This is a genomic window from Saccharopolyspora sp. NPDC050389, assembly GCF_040655595.1.
Classification (GTDB): domain Bacteria; phylum Actinomycetota; class Actinomycetes; order Mycobacteriales; family Pseudonocardiaceae; genus Saccharopolyspora.
Genome location: NZ_JBFAKG010000026.1, coordinates 61,405 through 77,280, shown reverse-complemented (window position 1 = coordinate 77,280; position 15,876 = coordinate 61,405). Strand labels below are relative to the sequence as shown.

Here is a 15,876-nt window from a genome sequence, read left to right as displayed (position 1 = left end):
TCATATCGAAGATTGTCAGCACCGTCCGTCTCAGGGTCTGCAGTGAGTGCGTCAGGGGCTCTCCGTTGCAGAGGTCTTCTCGTGCCGCATGATGGCGAATCCGATCATGACGGTTGCGGCGCTCGTGGCGGCGATGAACAGCCAACCTCGTTGGAAGCCGGCGAGAGTCGCGTCACCGCCGTAGAGGGTCACGGTGAACGCCGTGCCCAAGCCGATGCCGACCTGGCGAGCAGCGTTGATCATGGATGATCCCGTACCCCAACGACTTTCGCTCAGCACTAATCCGGGAACACCGTTGGTGCTGGGCATCAGCAGCCCGATGCCGACCCCGGTGAGCAGCAGTCCTGGGAGCAGTGCGCCGAGGAAGTTTTCGGCGGAATCGAGGTGCCAGAGCCACCATCCGACGCCGAGGGTGAACACGATTCCGCCGGCGGCTATGACCATGCCAGGGCCGAGGCGCTGCGTCAGGCGCCCGCCGATGGGGGAGGTGGCGACCACTGCCAGGGCGCCAGGGATGGACATCAGTCCGGCGGTTCCTGTGGAAGTGTGCCAGATGCCGGTGAGGAACAGGACATTGCCGAAGATCATGGCGCCGAAGCCTGCCGAGAACAGCAGCATTGCCGCGCAGGCCAACGAGAAGCTCGGGACTCTCAACGCTTGGAGGTCGAGGACGGGTGCTGGGTGGCGCGTCGAGCGCCACGTCACCCAGGCCAGGGACAGGATGGTGACGCCGAACGCGGTGAGCACGGCGCCGTGCGTCCAGCCCAGGGCTGGACCGTCGACGAACGACCAGGTCAGGGCGCCAACGCCGAATGCCAGAAGCACGGCCCCGAGCACATCCGGGATACCTGCGGCCAGGGTCTTGCTCTCAGTCAGCCTGCGCGATCCGACGAGCAGGATCACGACACCGACGGGCACGTTGATCAAGAAAACCCAACGCCAAGAAGCGTCTGCGAGGAGTCCGCCCACCGGCGGACCGGTGGTGGCGGCCAGTGCGTTGATGGCCGCCCAGGACCCCGCCGCGGTCCCGCGCTTGGCCGGTGGAAACGCCGCGAAGACCAACGCCAGCGATGTGGAGATCATCAAGGCGGCCCCGACGGCTTGAACCGCGCGGAAGGCGATCAGCAGCGGGATCGAAACGGCCGCCGCGCAGGCAGCCGACGCGACGGTGAAGGTCATGACCCCGATCAGGTAGAGACGCCGTCGGCCGTATCGGTCGGCGAGGCGTCCTGCCGGGGTGAGCAACGCAGCGAAGACCAGTGTGTAGGCGTTGAGGACCCACGACACCGCGCCGATGTCCGTTCCGCCGAAACCCTGCCTGATGTTCGGCAGGGCGATGTTGACGATGAACAGGCCCAGGTTGGCCAGGAATGCGCCCGCAGACGCGACGATGAGCACGGTGATCGGCCGTTGCGCGGTGCCGGTCTGTTCTGGGCGCGGCTTCGACAGTGCAGTCTCGCCGATGCTGGTGGAATCGTCCATGCCCTTCCTCGATCACTCGGGTCGGTCGAGGCGGATGCCGGCGAGCTGGGTGGCCTGGGCGACGAGCCGTCCTCGGCTGTCCCAGACGAAGCAGGCCTCGTCGACCTTGTTTCCCTCGATGAGCTGCGCCTTGTGCAGCACCCGCACCGGTCCTGGCGCGGGTAGCGCGCGCACGTAGGCGGTGAGCTCCAACGTGGGCACCCAACCGGTGAGCGCGATGTCGAGGGTTGCGGGCGGGAAGGCGTCGACTGCGTAGAGCAGCGAGATTGGGTTGAAGTCCTCACCGCCGGGCAGGCCCAGCCAGCCGCGCAACGTGCCGGCCCCGCTCGGCTTGCCCCGTCCGAAGCCGAAGTCGTCGGGCTGGATGCGCAGGTCGACCTGATCCATGATGGCCGGTCCCGGGCCCCCGATCGCGCTACCGGTCACCGGCGTGCAATCCGCCTGTGCGCATTCGACGGGTTCGGGCAGACCGTCGCTCCAGTACGGCGCCGCGTCGGGGGCGAGGGTGCCCAGGGTGAACGTTGCCTCGACGCAGGGCGTTCCGTCCTGAGCCATTCGGCCGCGCACCTGACTCACGGATCGACCGGTGCGCAACACCTCCGTGGTCAGGGTGACCGGCCCTGGCTTGGGTGAGTGCAGGTAGTGCGCGCTGGCCGCGAGGATGTGCTGGTGCGCGACGGACCGCGCGGAGGCTCGGCCGAGCATCGCAAGGAGGTAGCCACCGTTGGGCTTGCCGCCGATGGTCCACTCCGGATTGACCTCCGCCGCGAACTCGCCCGGTGAGAGGTCCTCGATGCGACTGACGCCCGCGAAGGTGGTCCTGGTCTGGTCGGTCACAGTCACATCCGTTCGATGTTGGTCACGTTGCCATGACACGGGTGCCGGAGGCTCCAGCGGTGTCGTGATGGCCCCGCCGCTGACGACAACCGCACCGGCACGTCTCCTCTGCTTCTGTACCGCGAGGCTAGCCAAGCAAGTTGGAAAATCCAACCATGTGAGTTGTGTAATCCAACGCAGTCGCGCTGGCGGGGTCAAATTTCGCGTCGAAGTTCGGGGTTGCCTGCTGAGTTGTAGTTTCCAACCAAGCCCTGACGTGGTAGGTTGGAAAACAGGACCAGGAGGTGCGCATGGCTGCCCGGGAGTGCTCGATCGCCAACGCGCTGGGCGTGATCGGCGAGCGGTGGAGCCTGCTCGCGCTACGCGAAGTGATGCTCGGCCGAAGACGGTTCGCCCAGATCGCGGCCAACACGGGCGCGAGCCGTGACATCCTCACGGCCCGGCTGCGAAAACTGGTCGAGCACGGTGTGCTGGCCAAGGAGCAGTACGAACTACACCCGCCGCGCTACGAATACGTGCTCACCGACGCCGGTCGCGCGCTGCAGCCGATCCTGCACCAGTTGATGGAATGGGGTGACAAGTACGTCACCGAGGGGCCCGCACCGACGGTGTGGGAACACTCGTGCGGTACGGAGCTGCACACCGAAACCGTCTGTCGCCACTGCGGAGAACCATTCGGCACCGGCGAGATGACACTCGTCCGCCTCGGCGGCGTGCCCCGATAGGACCTGCGCCGCTGCCTGGGAGCGCCGGCGATCAGCGCGGCATAGCTCTATGAGGCGGCTGCATCCGCGGTCCGCCCGGGTGTCGGACGAAACCAGTTCAAAGGGATGCCGTGACTGCGATCAAGACGTACCAGGATGCACCGGCCCGTACCGTCGATATCGGCGGAGTGAAGTTCGCCTACCGACGACTCGGTGCCGACAAGGGCACGCCGGTGATCTTCCTCCATCACTTGGGTGCCGTTCTGGACAACTGGGATCCCAGAGTCGTCGACGGCATCGCCGCGAGCCATCCGGCGATCACCTTCGACAACCGGGGTATCGGTGCTTCGCAAGGCAGGACACCGCACTCAGTGGAGGAGATGGCGCGAGACGCCATCGCGTTCATCCGCGCGCTCGGATTCGATCAGGTCGATCTCTTCGGGTTCTCGCTGGGTGGCTTCGTCGCGCAGGTGATCGCGCAGCGAGCACCGCAGCTCGTCCGCAAATTGGTGCTCGCCGGCACGGGGCCCGCTGGGGGCGTGACTCCAGACCGCTGCGCTGCACTTCAGTCGCTGCGATTGCTTCGCGCCGGCCCCGGCCGATGACGTGTAGTTACCCCGAAGGGAATGCCATGCCGCTGTACCAGTGCCTCGTCCCGGCCGGATCGCTCAACCACGAACTTCGTGCCGATCTGGCAGAAGCGATCACGACAGTGCACACCTCGGTGACGGGCGCGCCCCGAGGATTCGTCAACGTCGTGTTCACTGAGTACGAGCCGTCGGCGTTTTTCACAGCGGGCAAGCCCAACGCCGTTTCGGTGATCGGCGGAACGATCCGATCTGGTCGGGATCGCGCGGCGCGAGCCGAACAGCTGACCCGGCTCTCCGAAGCCTGGACTGAGATCACCGGTCAAGAGGCCCAAAGCCTGCTAGTCGGCCTCACCGAAGTCGACCCCACATCCATCATGGAGGCCGGTCTGATCATGCCCGCACCCGGCGAAGAAGCGGCCTGGATGGAACGTCACAGGCATGCTCTCGGAGACCTGCTCTCGGCTGAATGACGGCATCGCGGCGAACCGGCTTGGTGGCGAGGACAAGCCTCCAATACATGTGGATTGACGTTCAGAACGCATTCTGCGGGAAGTGCTGGCTGCCCAGTTCAGGATTCCCCGTGTCACGACAAGAAAGGAGTCTGTGATGACCGAGATCAGGGGTGCAGTCGTGTTTGTCACGGGCGGCAGCCGCGGCATCGGTAAGGCGCTGGTGGAGGATCTGTACACCCGGGGTGCGAGCAAGGTCTACGCCACGGCCCGCGACCGCAACGCCGTGACGCACCCGGATGCAGTTCCGGTGGCACTGGAGGTCACCGACCCCGCGGCGGTCTCGGCCGCTGCCGAAGAGGCCGGCGATGTCACGATCCTGATCAACAACGCTGGCGCTTCGCTAGGCGTCCCTTTCCTCGACTCGCCGATCGAGGACGTGCGCCGGGAGTTCGAGACGAACTTCTACGGGCCGCTTCTGGTCACCCGCGCCTTCGCACCGATCATCGAACGCAACGGGGGCGGGCACATCCTCAATGCCCACTCGGTGCTGTCGTGGCTGGGCAACGGTGGTTCCTACAGCGCGTCCAAGGCCGCTCTGTGGTCGCAGACCAACTCGTTGCGCCTGGAGTTGCACCCGCGCGGGATCGCGGTCACGGGACTCCACATGGCTTACGTGGACACCGACATGACCGCAGGAGTTGACTCGCCCAAGACCAGCCCCGGCGAGGTCGCCCGGCTCGCGCTCGACGGCATCGAGGCGGGCGCGCACGAGGTGCTCGCCGACGACCTCACCCGGCAGGTCAAGGCAGGGCTGGCCGGGGACCTGGGCGCGCTGTATCCGCAGCTGGCCGGCTGACGACGAATCCGGCTTGTGGCCAGGTTCGGAGAATCAGGCCGCAGGGCTGCTGTCGAGCACCTCGACTCGGCCATCCGCTTGTTCTACAGCGACGCCGGGCACGCATTCCTGTTCCAGCACACCGAAGCCTTCACCACCGCGGTAACTGACTTCCTTGCCGACTGATCGCACTCCCAGAGACCCGTTGAAGGAACATGCCCATGACCTCACTGCGCGACCCGCTGACCTTGCCGTGCGGCCAGGTGTTGCCCAATCGGATCATAAAGGCCGCGTTGAGCGAAGCGCTCGGCACCAAGCAGCACGCCCCGGACGGCCGCCTCGAACGTCGGTGGGTTTCCTCAGGCCGCGGTCGCGGTGAGGTGGTCTCGGTGAGCCTCGGCGGGGGTGCGGTAGCCGAGGCTGCTGTGGAGTCGTTTCCGGTTGTAGAACACTTCGATGTAGTCGGCGACGGCGAAGCGGGCTCGGGCCAGGGTAGGGAACGGTTCTCGGTGATACATCTCGTTTTTCAGCGAAGCGAAGAACGATTCGGCGGCGGCGTTGTCCCAACACACCCCGGTTCGCCCGACGCTGGTAAGGACGCGATTTTTCTTGCAGAATCGGAAAAACTCAGCGGAAGTGTATTGGGTGGATTCAACCGGTCGTCGCAACACCGCTTGTTTGGGGTGAGGATAGTTGATGTTCGAGGGCTTCGGCAGGGGTTTTCCATCCGAGGACCTTGCGCGGCCGGTTGTTGAGGGTGGTGGCGATCGCATCAAGTTCCTCGGGGCCATGCCTGCTGAGGTCGGTGCCTTTCGGGAAGTACTGGCGTAGCAATCCGTTCGTGTTCTCGTCGGTGCCGCGCTGCCATGGCGAGTGAGGATCGCAGAAGTACACCTTGATGCCGGTATCACGACTGAGCTCGGTGTGCTGAGCCATCTCCGCCCCCTGGTCCCAGGTCAGTGACCGGCGTAGTGCCGCTGGCAGCGGCGCCATCGAGGACGCGATGGCCTCGCGTACGGCCTTTGCGCCGTGTCCAGCCAGTGGAGGTCCATTATGGACACGGGGTTGTGTTCCGTGTTCAGGCATGGGCGGCAGGTGCAGGAGCATGGTGTAGCGGGTCGTGCGTTCGACCAGGGTGCCGATTGCGGAACGGTTCAGCCCAAGAATGAGATCACCTTCCCAGTGCCCGGCCGTGTTTCTGTCGTCTACTTCGGAGGGTCGTTGACCGATCCGCACGTCGTTGCTGATGAATTTCTTGCCGCGACGCCGGGTACGTGCTCGCGGCACCCGTAAGGCTCGTCCGGTGCGCAGACACGCGGTGAACTCACGGTGCAGCGTCCCACGATCCTTGATATAGAGGGCTTGGTAGATCGCCTCGTGCGAGATCCGCATTGACTCGTCGTCGGGGAAGTCGAGCGGGAGCCGGTTAGCGATCTGTTGTGGGCTCCACGCCGTGCTCCAGCGCCGATCCTTGCGCGGCCCGTGACGGCGGCCTTTCCACTTCACATCGGGTCCCGGCACCGGTGCGCCATCCGAGGTGGTGACGGTGCCGGCAAGACGGTCCTGCACGTACTGCCTCAGTTTCTCGTTTCCCACGAGTTTGGCGGTTTTCGGGCGTCGGGCACTCCGGTCGGCGTGCCACTGTGCGGTCGAGGCTCGGTATTCTAGGCGGCCGCCGCGGGTCGCCGCGTTGCGCCGTAACTCGCGTGAGATCGTCGACGGTGAGCGGTCCAGTCGGCGGGAGATCTCACGCACACCGCATTTCTGGGCTTTCAGGATCGCGATCTCCTCGCGTTCAGCAAACGACAGATACCGACCGGACGGCGGCGTGTGATCAACAGGTCGCATCCCGCCACTTTCGCGGAACCATCGCGAACCGACCGCGGGCGACACGCCGGCGGCGATACCGGCCTCCTCGCTGGACAGACCGTCTGCGATCGCCGCCCAGAAGCGTTGTTGATCCTCACGCCGTGCCACCGGAGGACGACCGGGCGAACGCATCGGCGGCCTGCCCGTCGCGGCCGTTGCCCAACCCCGTGGTCGCCCCATTCAACACCTCCGTGATCGGGGTGTTGCGACGACCAGTTGAATCCGCCTTGCGTACCGCGGTCGGAGTGGAACACCGCATCCGGACCGATATGCCCGTGGGTGATCGCCATGCCCAGGGCATCGACGATCAACGATGTGCGCATGTGTTCGGCCAACACCGTGGCGGTGGAGGATCGCGCTGACGGTGCGGCGCTCGATGCCGAACTGGTCACCCAGTTCGTAGACGGTCGCACCGGACTTGTAGCCCTCGATCAGTTGCTGCACCTGGTCGTCGGGGAGTCGCCGGGTGCGGCCGGGCTTTGCCCGCTTCGGTGTCGGTGGGGGCGGTGTAGCCAGGTCCGGCAGCTTCGTTCGCAGTGTCTCCAGGGCGCTGACCTGGGCTTTTGTGTTCGAGTAAGTTCCCCCAACCTCCACTCAGGAAGGGTTTCAGGAAGCCCCTTTACCGGCTTTGACCTGCGAGGATGGTAAGTTTCAGGGCTTTTTGTTGGCTTGGCGGCTCTTTGTGTAGTCGCTGTGAAACTGCTGGACAGGGCGTTTTCGAGGTTCTATTCCCGTAAGGTATTTGGGTCGGCCTTGTGCGCGCCCGAGGTGGACGGGTGCGGCCAGGAGAAACCGCGAACAGCGATGGACGTGGGCCAGGCTGAGCGACATTGAATGCCGTCTTCCGGGGCGTAGGACGTCGACGAACAGGACGCTGACGTTGTAGAAGACCGTGTTGATGTCCGCTGCAGCTGTGGTTGCCGCGACCGGCCATCCCTTCGCCTCCAATACCGCAGGACCACGGGGACGCGACGAGTAAATGATGCTGCAGGGCAGCGGTGCCATAGAGAGTAGGGGATCTGACAGGGGGCAAGGGGGCGTGCGTTCAAATCCCGCAAGGTCGGCTCAATCGATGCTTGTCTGCAGGTCGAATTCGGGTGACGAACTCGGGGCTACTGACTGAAAGGTCGGTTCCTTTCGGTCAGTACCCGCGTTCGATCCATTCGGCCAGGTGTGGTGCTTCGGTGCCGATTGTGGTGCCGTCGCCGTGGCCGGTGTAGACGCGGGTGTCTTCGGGGAGGGCGAAAAGCCGGTCGCGGATCGAGCCGATGATGGTCGGGAAGTCGGAGAACGATCGGCCGGTGGCGCCGGGGCCGCCCGAGAACAGGGTGTCGCCGGAGAACAAGGCCTTGGCCTCGGGCAGGTGCAGGCAGATCGAACCGGGGGAGTGTCCCGGTGTGTGGATGATCTCGAGTGCCGTTCCGGCGATGGTGATGCGTTCGGTGTCGGCTGCCTGCCGGAATGTCTGTCCGGGGTGGGTCATCTCCCACAGCTCTTGGTCCCCGGGGTGGAGCAGGACCGGCGCGTGGAGCGTTTTGCCCAGCTGTGGTGCGAAGGTGACGTGGTCGTTGTGTCCGTGGGTGCACACGACGGCGACGACGTTGCGGTCCCCGACGGCTTTGGCGATCGGCTTGTCGTCGTGGGCTGCGTCGACGATCACGACTTCGTTGTCATCGCCGATCAGCCACACGTTGTTGTCCACGCCCCATCTGCCGCCGTCGAGCTCGAAGATGCCGGTGGTGACGATGCGGTCGATCCGGAGGGAACTCACAGGATCACCACCGAGCGCAGGACCTCGCCCGAATGCATGGTGTGGAAGGCTTTTTCGACGTCGTCGATCGTGATGCGTTCGGTGACGAACTTTTCCAGCGGTAGCCTTCCCTGCAGGTGCAGGTCGACCAGCGTCGGGAAGTCCCGTTCCGGGAGGCAGTCCCCGTACCAGGAGGACTTCAGGGCGCCGCCGTGGGAGAAGAGGTCGAGCAACGGCATCTCCAGGTGCATGTCCGGCGTGGGCACGCCGACGAGCACAACGGTGCCGGCGAGATCCCGCGCGTAGAAGGCTTGTTTCCACGTCTCCGGACGGCCCACTGCGTCGATCACGACGTCGGCGCCGAACCCGCCGGTGAGTCCGTTGATGGCGGTGACCGCGTCGGATTCGGCCGCGTTGACGGTGTGGGTGGCGCCCAAGTCGCGGGCCCAGGCGAGCTTCTGCTCGTCGCGGTCCACGGCGATGATCGTGGACGCGCCAGCCAGCCAGGAGCCCATGATGGCGGCGTCCCCGACGCCGCCGCAGCCGATGACCGCTACCGAGTCGCCGCGGCCGACTGCGCCGGTGTTGATCGCCGCGCCCAGTCCGGCCATGACGCCGCAGCCGAGCAGACCGACGACGGCCGGGTCCGCGGAGGGGGCGACCTTGGTGCACTGGCCGGCATGGACGAGCGTCTTGTCCGCGAACGCGCCGATGCCCAACGCCGGGGTCAGCTCGGTGCCGTCGGTCAGAGTCATCGCCTGTTCGGCGTTGTAGGTGTCGAAGCAGTACTGCGGACGCCCGCGTTTGCAGGCGCGGCACTGGCCGCAGACGGCCCGCCAGTTGAGCACGACGAAGTCGCCCGGCCGCACGGATTCGACGCCTGCACCGACGCTTTCCACGGTGCCCGCAGCTTCGTGCCCGAGCAGGAACGGGAAGTCATCGTTGATCCCGCCGTCGCGGTAGGTCAGATCGGTGTGGCAGACCCCGCAGGCGGCTACCGAGACGACGACCTCGCCGGGACCCGGGTCAGGGATCACGATCTCGGTGAGTTCGACCGGAGCTCCCTTCGAACGGGCGATCACACCGCGTACCTGCTGTGACATCTGGGCTGATTCCTTCATCACTCGACGAAAAGTCATGCGTCGCAAAGCATGCTTTCCTCGAAACTAATTGAGCGCTCATTGTCCGTGACCTGGTCCAAGGGCTAGGAAAAACTCGACTTCCGGATAGGATGTGCGGTGGCTACACTGGTCGGAATGCTCGACACCGAGGCAGGGCTGCCCGCGCTGCGGGAGGTCATCGACGGCCCTCTGCACGAGATCGCCGGCCGGTTCTCCCGGTTCCTGGCCGATCGATGGCCGCACACCGCGCTGGTCATCTTCACCCGCGAGTGCACCGGTCGTCCGCGCAAGGTGGCCGGGGCGCCCGAGATGATCAACAAGATCACCATCGCCGAGCTCGAACGGCTCAAGGCCACGGTCGAGCCCGGTCGTCCACTCAGTACGACTGCGACGATCGCCGGTGCCACCCGGACAGTGTGGACGGTGCTCGATCCGGTAGGCACGCTGCTCGTCCTCTTTCCGCGCGCCGCGAGGAAACGCTTCTCGCAGCCTGCGGAGCTGGCCGAGATCTTCGGTATCGTCGTGACCTCGATCCGGCAGCAGGTCGCCCAGGCCAGCCCTGATTATCTCGCGGAGTCCCGTGCCGCGTCGAGTGAACGCGCCCGCACGATCGCTGAAATGGTCGCGGCACACGAAACCGCGCTTGTCAGCATCCTCACCACGCTCCGCTCCACCGGACTCGATGACCGTCACGCCCGACTCGCCGCGATTGACTCCGCCTCCGGAGCGCTGGTGGCGTTGCGCTCCGCGCAGCAGTCCGACCTCGCCCTGTCCGAGGAGTCTGCGATGGCCGCGTTCGCCAGGCTCCGCAAGGAAATCCGACAGGCGCTACGGCACCACGGGGCGGAGATTGAGTTCGTCGCCCCACCCAAGTCCGGATGCCCGTTGACGGGCGAGGTCGCGTACGCCGCCCGCGCGATGACCCGAACCGCAGTACTGGCTTTCACCACGCAGTCGGGCTTGGCGCGTCTACGGATCGCCTGGACCTGCGGTGGCAAATCCCTTCGCGTCGACGTACGCGACCACGGCTCGGGGCGTCTCGACATGAGATCCCTGCGTCGTCAGCTCGACGGTCGGGCACGCACGCTCGGCGCCACGGTCGACCTTGACGCGGTACCGGACTGGGGCAGCCGCGCCACTATCGACCTTCCGCTCGACCCACCGCCGGACCGCGCGAACGAGTCCCGTCTGGCCAGCCTCAACCGGCGTGAACTGGAAGTGCTGTGCCTGATCACCCAAGGCAAACGCAACAAGGCCATCGCTACGGAACTCGGCGTCACCGAGAGCACCGTCAAGTTCCACGTCGCCGGGGTGCTGAAGAAGCTGGAAGTCACCTCACGCGGCGAAGCCGCTGCGATGGCCCAGGCAGAGGGGATCAGCCCGGTAGCCGCCGCAGTGCCCATCCGCCGACACCTTGAGATCTGAAAGCGCGGAGGCGGTCTGGTACCGCCTCCGCGCTTTCAGACTGTCACCGGCCCAGTACCGGGCGGCCGAGCGACAGCCCGCGGCCCCCTGTCGCCAGCGACATCACATGGAGGAACAGGTAGCAGCCCAGAGCAGCAAAGGTGAAGACTACGTATCCACCTGCGGCTTTCAATTCCGCGGAGCCCAGCAGTGTCGCAAGCAGGACGAGAGCGAGGGCAGCATCGATCAGCGCGAACAGCAAGGTGTAAGCGGCCGGAAGGCGCAGCGTCGCCAGGGTTAGGAGCGCCACGATGACCGACCACGAAATCAGGAATAGGGCCTGGGTGGTGGTGGCGCTGTCCGAGGGAACGCTGAACCAGTCGTGGCTCAATCCGAGCACGAGGATGCCGTAGCTGAGCCAGAATCCGGTAAAGATGCCGAAAATGGATGCGACCGCGCTTTGGCCGATCCCGGCTGCCCAGACTGCGGCAACAAGCTGGCCGATTCCGGTAGCGGCGAGAATGATCGCCACTGGTGCTCCGACTGCTGCGGACGGCACGTAGCCGACGAGAGTCAAGCCAAGGGCGATCGAGCCCACAATGAACGTGGGAACGCCGACGGTCGCGGGGTCACCGGACAGTGGACCCGGCCTCGGCTCAGGTTCTTGGTGCGCGGGTCTCGCGTGGTCTTTTGCAGCTGTGTCCGATGTGGTCACGATCCGCTCCTTTGCGGTGTTCGCGGCGCCGCCCAGAGCCGGATCGGCTTTGCCGGCTGCGAGCGGACGACGATCCTGTACCAGGCCTTATTCGGAGTATTCGGGCGGACGTTGGCTAAAAGGACTAGGACACCGGCCGGACCGGCGACTATGTTGCCGATCCGGCCGTGCTCCTTATATTTCAAGCCGCTGGCGCGCATGGCCGGAACATCGGCCGATCAGCTTTTGCTTTCGGCGCGTGCTGCGGCGTTCGCGACAGCTCGCTCGGAGAGCGCCCTCTGGGCGGCACCCCACTTGCCGTGGTTGCCCCGCCATGTCTCCAGAGCCGGCCCGACCAGGGCCCGTCCGAACGAGTAGGTCAGCTCCCACGGAAGCGGATCGAGGTTCTGCATGGCCCCGAGATGGCTCGTCGCCACTTCCGGGCTTTGTCCACCGGAAAGGAAGGCGATACCCGGCACAGATGGCGGCACGGTTTCACGCAGGGCGTCCACTGTGGCCTGGGCGACCTCTGCTACGGCGGGCCGCTCCGAGCTGTCCGCCCCCGCCACCACCATGTTGGGTTTCAGGATCATGCTGTCGAAGTCCACCTGCATCAGAGCAAGTTCGTCGAACAACGACCGCAGCACCGCCCTCGTCACCTGCTGGCATTGCGCCAGCGAGTGGCTGCCGTCCATCAGCACCTCGGGTTCCACGATGGGCACCAGCCCCCCTTCCTGGCAGAGACCGGCGTACCGTGCCAGCGCGTGCGCGTTCGCTCGCACCGCACGGTTCGTGGGCAGGCCGGCGCCGATCGTGAATACCGCGCGCCACTTGGCGAAGGTCGCCCCGAGGCGCCGGTACTCCCCGACTCGTTCGCGCAACCCGTCGAGGCCTTCCGTGACCTTTTCGTTCGGGGCCCCCGCCAGCGGCTTGGCTCCGGTATCGACCTTGATGCCGGCGAGAACCCCGATATCCGCGAGAGCCTCGGGAAAAGTCTGCCCATTGGACAGTTTCTGGCGAAGAGTCTCGTCGGCGAGGATGATTCCGCTGACCGAATCGGACAGCTTGGGGGTGGTGACGATCAATTCACGATAAACGCGCCGGTTCTCCTCCGTCGGCTCCACTCCGACGCTTTCCAGTCGCGACGACATCGTTCCGATGCTCTCATCGGCAGCGAGAATCCCGCGTCCATTAGAGACCAATGTGTGGGCGACTTCAGTCAAGGTCGACATGTGTCGTTACGCCTCCTCGCGTACTGCACTGGACCGATTGGCAATATCGGTTCTATGAACTGGCGAATGCTCATTGCGTATTTTTTGAATGTTCGGCTCGTGGTGTGGCTTGACTCCGTGGTCTTCATCCACAGCTAGCACGCGCAACCGGTTGTTTTGAGACTGCACGGATCTGCACGTCCGGGTCAACCTATGCGGCACGAAGAGCGGCTTCGGGGGCACGAACGGTTTCGAATCACGGCCAAGCGGGCATGCTTCTGCGCCTCGCTGCGACCATGGTTGCGCGGGCCCCGTGGGCGCAGGGCTCCGGTGCCCACGGGACCCGCTGTACCTCCTTTCGGATTTCCGTGGACGGGCCACCCGGGGCCGGGCAGCCCAGCTCCTGTTCGGTCGGGGAAACGAACAGGACATCCTCGTACGGACCGCCCGTCATCCTGGGGAAAAAGCCCTCGTGGGCCGCGGGGAGTGACCTTGGGCTCTGAGCGACACCGCGGGGACGTAAGCCAGCTGCAATCGGAGTGCCTTGCCAATTGTGCTTCTCAAAAATATCCCGCGTTCTTGCGGATCATAACCATGATCGCGGCCTAGCGCAGACGTGAGGCCGCTTGGACGTGTGTAAGAACCGCCCGTCGACTTTCGGCATCCGTTCGTACTGCACAGGTTGACCTGGACGCGCAGATCCGTGCAGTCTCACAACCTGTTATGCGTCCTAGCTGTGGCTGAAAACCGCAGAGCCGAGGAAGGGGCAGCATGGAGGAATCAACGACGGGTACCTACCGGACGGCGTCGTGATTTCCCAGCCATTCTGACCGGAATCTGGAAGCAGTCAGCCAGCTCTGGGCGGTTGAAATGTTCATCCGCACCTGAACCCCGGACGTCAACGATCACCACTGATGAGGAGAATACCGTGCAGCTGCAGGTAGCAATGGACGTCGTAAAACTCGACCAGGCCCTGACCCTGGCACGTCAGGTCGCCGATTCCGTGGACATCCTCGAGTTGGGCACGCCGCTGATCAAGTCCGAGGGCCTCAGAGCGATCACGGCGATTAAGGCCGCGCACCCGGACAAGCTCGTATTCGCGGACTTGAAGACCGCCGACGCCGGTGAGCTGGAGGCGGGCCTCGCCTTCGAGGCGGGGGCGGACCTGGTCACGGTGATGGGTGCGGCGGACGACGACACGGTGCGAGGGGCCGTGGCTGCCGGCCGCAAATACGGTAAGGACGTCGTCGCCGACATGATCACGGTGGTGGACGACCGTGTGTCCCGGATCCGTGAGGTCTCGAAATTCGGGGTGTCGTTCGTCGAGATTCACGCTGGGCTCGACGAGCAGGCCCGGCCCGGCTACACGATTCAGGCGCTGCTCGATGACGGCCAGAAGGCCGGGGTCCCCTTCTCGATCGCTGGTGGTATCACCGTCGAAACCATCGGCTCGGTGCGGGCCGCCGGCGCGAGGGTAGCGGTAGCCGGTGGGGCGATCTACAACGCCAAGGACTCTGCTGCGGCGGCGAAGGCCCTCAAGAGTCGCGCCAGCTGATAGAGCCGAACGTGAGTTCGGCACATGGTGTTGGGGGCTGCATCGATTTTCTGCCGCCCCCAACACTTTTCCGTACTCCGCCGGGCGGAGTGGCTTTCAGGAGAGCCGGACAAGTGATCAGGAGGAGCGCTTGATGGTTGATGAGCCGGGTAGTGTTTCGCGCGGAGGACCACGGCGCTCCGCACCGAGCTGGTCGTTGAAAGAGCCGGAGCTGGTGGCCTCTGTCCTCGGCGCCGATTACGCGCGTCTCGGCGATGAGGTGGCCAGCCTCACCGACGCGGGGGTCGACCGCATCCAGTGGGACATCATGGACGGACGCTTCGTCCCGAACATGACGTTCGGCCCGGATGTTGTGGCTGTGTGCCGTCAGCACAGTCATCTGCCATTCGAAGCCCACCTCATGGTGCAGGATCCGGATCCGATGCTCGCGCGCTTCGCTTCGGCTGGCTGCGAGACCATCATCGTGCACGCCGAGACCTGTCCACATCTGCTTCGAACCCTTTCCACGATCCGTGATCTCGGGGTGGAAGCGGGAGTCGCCGTTAATCCGTCCACTCCGGTCGACTTCCTTCGCCATGTGCTAGATCAGCTCAATCAGATCGTGATCATGACTGTCAACCCTGGTTTCGGCGGGCAAAGATACATCGCCGCGATGGAGGAAAAGGTCGCTGAGGTGCGCGCATTGGTGGACCGTTCCGGAAACCCGGTGCGGATTGAGGTGGACGGAGGAATCTCGACGGACACCGCTCGGGCGGCCTGGTACGCGGGAGCCGAGCTCCTCGTCGCCGGCTCGGCTGTGCTCGGCCACCCCGGTGGGAAGCGGACTGCCGTGGCTGAGCTTCACCGTGCCCTGACGCGCCCGGTGCCCGCACCGTGATCGGGCCGTCCGCTCCGTTGTCGTTATGGAAAGGAGAAGTGACGTGGAGAGCCGAAAGCCAGGTGTGCTGCCCGATACCGGAAAAGCTTTGCGCGGAGCCGAGTATTCCTTGCTGCTGTCCGCCGCGGCGATAGTGCGGAGGCGCTACGTGCACTGCGGCGGCGATGCCAGTCTGTCTCAGACCTCGGCAAATGAGCTGGCGAACGTTTTCGGGGCTGTCGCCAGGGAACACCCCGCCCTTGACGAGGTCTATCGACGAGAGGCGATCGCCCTGGCGCATCGCCTGATCGATGACGACCATCCCGAGCACTCACGGATGTGGCCTACTTACAGGGAGCCGGACAGGGCGATCGGAATGGCCCCGTCAGGCAAATGACCAAGAGTGGCTCCGCGATCGCAATCGGCGGCATGTTCCTGGATCGCAAAGGGGACTCCTTGGGCCAGGGGTGGTCCGAGTTGTCCGCAGATCGTGGTGGCCCTGACGTATTCAGCGTC

16 protein-coding genes and 2 pseudogenes are annotated in these 15,876 nt (G+C 65.1%); 9 read left to right on the top strand and 9 right to left on the bottom strand.

All coding sequences use genetic code 11. From position 1 onward, the window contains the following. Positions 1 to 51: 51 nt before the first annotated feature. The gene (locus tag AB0I53_RS19000; protein ID WP_358604187.1) at positions 52 to 1,482 is read right to left on the bottom strand and encodes a DHA2 family efflux MFS transporter permease subunit; all 1,431 of its coding nucleotides are present in this window, start codon (positions 1,480 to 1,482) and stop codon (positions 52 to 54) included. A 12-nt stretch (positions 1,483 to 1,494) separates the two neighbouring features. Then, the gene (locus AB0I53_RS18995; protein ID WP_358604184.1) at positions 1,495 to 2,319 is read right to left on the bottom strand and encodes a thioesterase family protein; all 825 of its coding nucleotides are present in this window, start codon (positions 2,317 to 2,319) and stop codon (positions 1,495 to 1,497) included. A 290-nt stretch (positions 2,320 to 2,609) separates the two neighbouring features. Between AB0I53_RS18995 and AB0I53_RS18990 the strand changes: the two genes are divergently transcribed. The 5 genes from AB0I53_RS18990 (at position 2,610) to AB0I53_RS18970 (ending at position 5,086) form a co-directional block, all read left to right on the top strand. After that, positions 2,610 to 3,044 (top strand): helix-turn-helix domain-containing protein, encoded by a 435-nt coding sequence (locus tag AB0I53_RS18990; protein WP_358604181.1) that lies wholly within the window; start codon positions 2,610 to 2,612, stop codon positions 3,042 to 3,044. Positions 3,045 to 3,154: 110 nt separating this feature from the next. Beyond that, positions 3,155 to 3,628 carry an alpha/beta fold hydrolase gene (locus tag AB0I53_RS18985; protein ID WP_358604178.1) on the top strand — a complete coding sequence of 158 codons (474 nt, stop codon included), beginning with the start codon at positions 3,155 to 3,157 and terminating at the stop codon, positions 3,626 to 3,628. 26 nt (positions 3,629 to 3,654) lie between these two features. Next, positions 3,655 to 4,083 carry a tautomerase family protein gene (locus AB0I53_RS18980; RefSeq protein ID WP_358604175.1) on the top strand — a complete coding sequence of 143 codons (429 nt, stop codon included), beginning with the start codon at positions 3,655 to 3,657 and terminating at the stop codon, positions 4,081 to 4,083. Between the two features lie 136 nt (positions 4,084 to 4,219). Then, entirely contained in the window at positions 4,220 to 4,921 is a 702-nt protein-coding gene (locus tag AB0I53_RS18975) for an SDR family oxidoreductase (RefSeq protein ID WP_358604172.1), read from the top strand. Positions 4,922 to 4,936: 15 nt separating this feature from the next. Continuing rightward, a complete protein-coding gene (locus AB0I53_RS18970) occupies positions 4,937 to 5,086 on the top strand; it encodes a hypothetical protein (protein WP_358604169.1) in 150 nt (49 codons plus the stop codon). Positions 5,087 to 5,259: 173 nt separating this feature from the next. Here the strand turns inward: AB0I53_RS18970 and AB0I53_RS18965 are convergent. The 5 genes and pseudogenes from AB0I53_RS18965 to AB0I53_RS18945 form a co-directional block, all read right to left on the bottom strand. Then, positions 5,260 to 5,547, bottom strand: a pseudogene (locus AB0I53_RS18965) (integrase core domain-containing protein); the annotation flags it as partial. 4 nt (positions 5,548 to 5,551) lie between these two features. Further along, the gene (locus AB0I53_RS18960; protein WP_358604166.1) at positions 5,552 to 6,949 is read right to left on the bottom strand and encodes an IS30 family transposase; all 1,398 of its coding nucleotides are present in this window, start codon (positions 6,947 to 6,949) and stop codon (positions 5,552 to 5,554) included. Positions 6,950 to 7,102: 153 nt separating this feature from the next. Then, positions 7,103 to 7,363 (bottom strand): annotated as a pseudogene (locus tag AB0I53_RS18955) (hypothetical protein); the annotation flags it as partial. Positions 7,364 to 7,910: 547 nt separating this feature from the next. After that, entirely contained in the window at positions 7,911 to 8,540 is a 630-nt protein-coding gene (locus tag AB0I53_RS18950) for an MBL fold metallo-hydrolase (protein ID WP_358604163.1), read from the bottom strand. After that, entirely contained in the window at positions 8,537 to 9,622 is a 1,086-nt protein-coding gene (locus AB0I53_RS18945) for an S-(hydroxymethyl)mycothiol dehydrogenase (RefSeq protein WP_358604160.1), read from the bottom strand. The genes AB0I53_RS18950 and AB0I53_RS18945 overlap by 4 nt, the downstream gene beginning before the upstream one ends. 153 nt (positions 9,623 to 9,775) lie before the next feature. Between AB0I53_RS18945 and AB0I53_RS18940 the strand changes: the two genes are divergently transcribed. Further along, positions 9,776 to 11,065, top strand: coding sequence for a helix-turn-helix transcriptional regulator (locus AB0I53_RS18940; protein WP_358604158.1), 1,290 nt, complete (start codon positions 9,776 to 9,778; stop codon positions 11,063 to 11,065). A gap of 43 nt (positions 11,066 to 11,108) precedes the next feature. Here AB0I53_RS18940 and AB0I53_RS18935 read toward each other — a convergent pair whose 3' ends face one another. Continuing rightward, a complete protein-coding gene (locus tag AB0I53_RS18935) occupies positions 11,109 to 11,759 on the bottom strand; it encodes a GPR1/FUN34/YaaH family transporter (protein ID WP_358604155.1) in 651 nt (216 codons plus the stop codon). A gap of 218 nt (positions 11,760 to 11,977) precedes the next feature. Then, positions 11,978 to 12,970 (bottom strand): class I fructose-bisphosphate aldolase, encoded by a 993-nt coding sequence (locus tag AB0I53_RS18930; RefSeq protein WP_358604152.1) that lies wholly within the window; start codon positions 12,968 to 12,970, stop codon positions 11,978 to 11,980. A gap of 907 nt (positions 12,971 to 13,877) precedes the next feature. Here AB0I53_RS18930 and hxlA point away from each other — a divergent pair. From hxlA to AB0I53_RS18915, 3 genes are all read left to right on the top strand, one after another. After that, entirely contained in the window at positions 13,878 to 14,504 is a 627-nt protein-coding gene (gene hxlA / locus AB0I53_RS18925; protein ID WP_358604149.1) for a 3-hexulose-6-phosphate synthase, read from the top strand. 133 nt (positions 14,505 to 14,637) lie between these two features. Next, positions 14,638 to 15,381: a ribulose-phosphate 3-epimerase gene (gene rpe / locus AB0I53_RS18920; RefSeq protein WP_358500515.1), complete on the top strand. Its 744-nt coding sequence runs from the start codon at positions 14,638 to 14,640 to the stop codon at positions 15,379 to 15,381. 43 nt (positions 15,382 to 15,424) lie between these two features. After that, on the top strand, positions 15,425 to 15,757 hold the full coding sequence (locus AB0I53_RS18915) for a hypothetical protein (RefSeq protein ID WP_358604146.1): 333 nt from the start codon (positions 15,425 to 15,427) through the stop codon (positions 15,755 to 15,757). The last annotated feature ends 119 nt before the right edge of the window (positions 15,758 to 15,876 follow it).